This is a genomic window from Kitasatospora sp. NPDC059747 (assembly GCF_042732955.1).
Classification (GTDB): Bacteria; Actinomycetota; Actinomycetes; order Streptomycetales; family Streptomycetaceae; genus Kitasatospora.
In genome coordinates, this window is the sequence record NZ_JBHWGV010000257.1 from 1 (window position 1) to 3,157 (window position 3,157).

Genomic DNA, 3,157 nt, shown 5'->3' on the forward strand with positions numbered 1-3,157 from the left:
CCCCATCCCCCAGACCCCTGACCCACCACCCCGGGGGATGGAAGGAGAGCGAGGAAGGCGGGCCGTCAGATCGGCGGGGCCCGCCGGGTGCGCGGGCCCCGGGCGGGCCGGGGCCCCGCCGCGGCGGCCGGGGCGGGCGGGGCGGGCGGGGCGGGCTGCTGGCCGGGCGTCCCGGGGGCGGGCGTGCCCGGGGCGGGGGTCGCGGCCGGGTCGGTCGGCGCCCCGCTCGGGCTCGCGGGCCCGCTGGTCGGGGAGGCCGTGGCGGCGGGGGTGCCGGGCGGGGTGCCGGGCGCGTCGGGCTCCGGCGCGGGCGCGTCGGGGCGGCTCGTTCCGGTGCCGCCGAGCTGCTCGACGGCGTCGGTGCCGACCTCGCCCCGGCCCATCACGAGCGGGAGGCCCATCAGCACGACGCCGACGGCGGCCGCGGCGACGGCCGGGCGGGGCACCCGTCGGCGGCCGGCGCGCTCCCCCGCTGGTTCGAGCGCGCCGGCCTCGTCGGTCGAGCCGGGCGCGGCCGGCGCGGCGGGCTCCGCAGGCGCGGTGGAGCTGGTGCCGGTCCCGGTGGCGGCCGGGCCGGCGGCATGGGGGGCGACCGAGGCGAGTGTCCTCGCCGCCCGGGCGGGGGCCTGCGCGATGGCGCGCTTGAGCGCGACCAGGCGGGCGGCGGCGGGAACACCGGGCCGGCCGGCCGCCGCAGGGGCGGGCAGCGCAACGGAGGCAGGGGCAGGAGCGGGCTGGGCCACCGGCGCCGCAGCGCTCGTGCCCTCCGCCCCGCCCTCGTCCATCCCCCAGGCCACCGCCGGCAGCCGGTACCCGGTCGATGCGCCGCCGTTCGTTTCCTGGCTCGTGCCCACCACAGCTCCCTGGCTCCCGTCGGGTTCCCGTTGTCCCGTGTCCCGTTCCCGCGAGGCGCCGACGCCGTGCCGCCGGAGCCTCCGCCACGGTGCACGGACGGAGCCCGGCCCGCGGTTCACCCCGGGAGCCGGAACTTTCGCCCGTTCACGGCCGCCCTCCCGCCGGGCCGCTGAACCGCCGGGCCACGGCGGGGCGTTCACCCTGTCGAGGTTTTTCAGGCCCCGACCGAGGAGAGTCCATGTCCCACGACCGTGTCGGCCGGCGCGCCGCGCTGCGCGCAGCCGTCGCCGTCTCCGCCCTCGCCGGACTGGCCGCCGCCTGGGCGGCACCGGCCGCCCTCGCCGCCGCCCCGCGTCCCGCCGCCCCCGGGAGCTCCGCGCCGGATGCACCGGACGCACCGGCCGCCGGCGGGACGGACTGGCTGCACGTCGCCAACGGCCGCCTGGTGTACGGGCACGACGCGCAGGGCAACCGGATCCCCGACTTCTCCTACGCCGGCTACCGCAACGGCGCCCAGCCGCTGCCGACCGCGAAGGTCGCCGTCACGCTGGACCCGGCCCCCTCCGGCGACGACGCCGACCGGATCCAGCAGGCGCTCGACAAGGTCGCCGCGATGCCGGTCGGCCCGGACGGGCTGCGCGGCGCCGTGATGCTGTCGGCGGGCACGTTCCGGGTCGGCAAGGCGCTGCGGATCAAGGCGTCCGGCGTGGTGCTGCGCGGCGCGGGCAGCGGGAGCGGCGGGACGGAGCTGGTCGCCTCGGGCGAGCCCCGGCCGCTGGTCGAGCTCGCCGGCGAGGGCGCGCCGCAGAAGAACGGCGCCGAGCACGCCGTCACCGACGACTACGTCCCGGTGGGCGCGACGACGCTGACGCTGGACTCGGCGGCGGGCCTGAAGGCGGGCCAGCAGATCGTCGTCCAGCGCCCGCAGGAGGACGCGTGGATCAAGGCCGTCGGCATGGACAGCATCCCGCCGCGCCCGGACGGCACGCCGTCCAAGCCGTGGACCCCCAACGACGGCCTGCAGTTCCAGCGCACCGTCACCGCGGTCGACGGCAACAGGGTCACGCTCGACATCCCGCTGACCAACGCCCTGGAGAAGCAGTACACCCACGCCAAGGTGTGGGCCTACGACTTCCCGGGCCGGATCTCGCAGGTCGGCGTGGAGGGCTTCAGCGCCGACGGCTCGGCCTTCACGTCCGCCCCCGGCTACGACGAGCACGGCTACTTCGCGAGCCGCTTCGTGGACTTCGCCGCCGTGCAGGACGCCTGGGCGCGCGACATCGCCGCCGACCGGTTCGGCGCGGGCGTCGGCTCGATCGGCGCCACCGCGTCCCGCGTCACCGTCGCCGACACCAGCGCGACCGGCATGGAGCACGCCGTCCCGCAGCGCGCGCCGTTCGCCCAGCCCGGCGCGTACAGCATCGACGGCCAGCAGAGCCTCGTCGTCAACTGCAAGGTGAGCGGCAGCAACGTCCACGCGTGGCTGACCGGGGCCCGGGTGGCCGGGCCCAACGTGTTCTCGCACTGCACCTCGGACAACACCGGCGGCTTCCGCCTGGACGCGGGCCCGCACCAGCGCTGGGCCACCGGCACCCTGTACGACGACATCACGATGCTCCACTCGCGCGGCCCGAGCGACGACCTCGCGCTGACCAACCGCGCCAACGCGGGCTCCGGCCAGGGCTGGGCCGGCGCCAACCAGGTCATGTGGAACGCCGACGTCGGCTACTACGGCGTGGAGAACCCGCCCACCGCGCACAACTGGGCCTTCGGCACCCGGGGCACGCCGGTCGAGGGCCGCCAGACCGGCGTCCTCGTCTCCACCGGCACCCCCGTGCAGCCCGAGAGCCTGTACGCCCAGCAGCTCGCCGAGCGCGGCGGCGCCGCTCCCTCGCCGGCCCCCGACCCGGCGCCCACCAGCGGTCCGGCCACGGCCCCGCCCGGCACCCCGGCGCCGAAGCCGAGCACGACCGCCAAGGCGACGGCCCCCGCGGCAGGCGGGCCCGCACCGGCCGCCTCGCCCACCGGTACGGCGACGGCGACCGGTTCGACCACGGCCGCGCCGTCCGCCCCCCACAGCAGCACCACGGCCACGGCAGCCGGGCCCTCCGGCAGCAGCCTGGCCGCGACCGGCTCCGAGGGCCTGTCCACCATGCTGACGGTCGCCGGCGGCACCATGATCGCGGGCGGCGTCGCCCTCGGCCTGGCCCGCGAACGCCGCCGCGGACGCCACTCCGGCTGACCCCGCCCCGAGACGGCGAACGGCCCCCGGCCGGTGAACTCCCAGTCTCTTATACACAAA

At 78.3% G+C, this 3,157-nt stretch carries 2 protein-coding genes; one reads left to right on the forward strand and one right to left on the reverse strand.

Translation table 11 applies throughout. The features are described 5' to 3' along the window. Positions 1 to 65: 65 nt before the first annotated feature. Positions 66 to 854 (reverse strand): hypothetical protein, encoded by a 789-nt coding sequence (locus ACFV4G_RS43265; protein WP_380449125.1) that lies wholly within the window; start codon positions 852 to 854, stop codon positions 66 to 68. Positions 855 to 1,093: 239 nt separating this feature from the next. Here ACFV4G_RS43265 and ACFV4G_RS43270 point away from each other — a divergent pair, with 239 nt between their 5' ends. Further along, a complete protein-coding gene (locus ACFV4G_RS43270) occupies positions 1,094 to 3,097 on the forward strand; it encodes a hypothetical protein (protein WP_380449127.1) in 2,004 nt (667 codons plus the stop codon). The last annotated feature ends 60 nt before the right edge of the window (positions 3,098 to 3,157 follow it).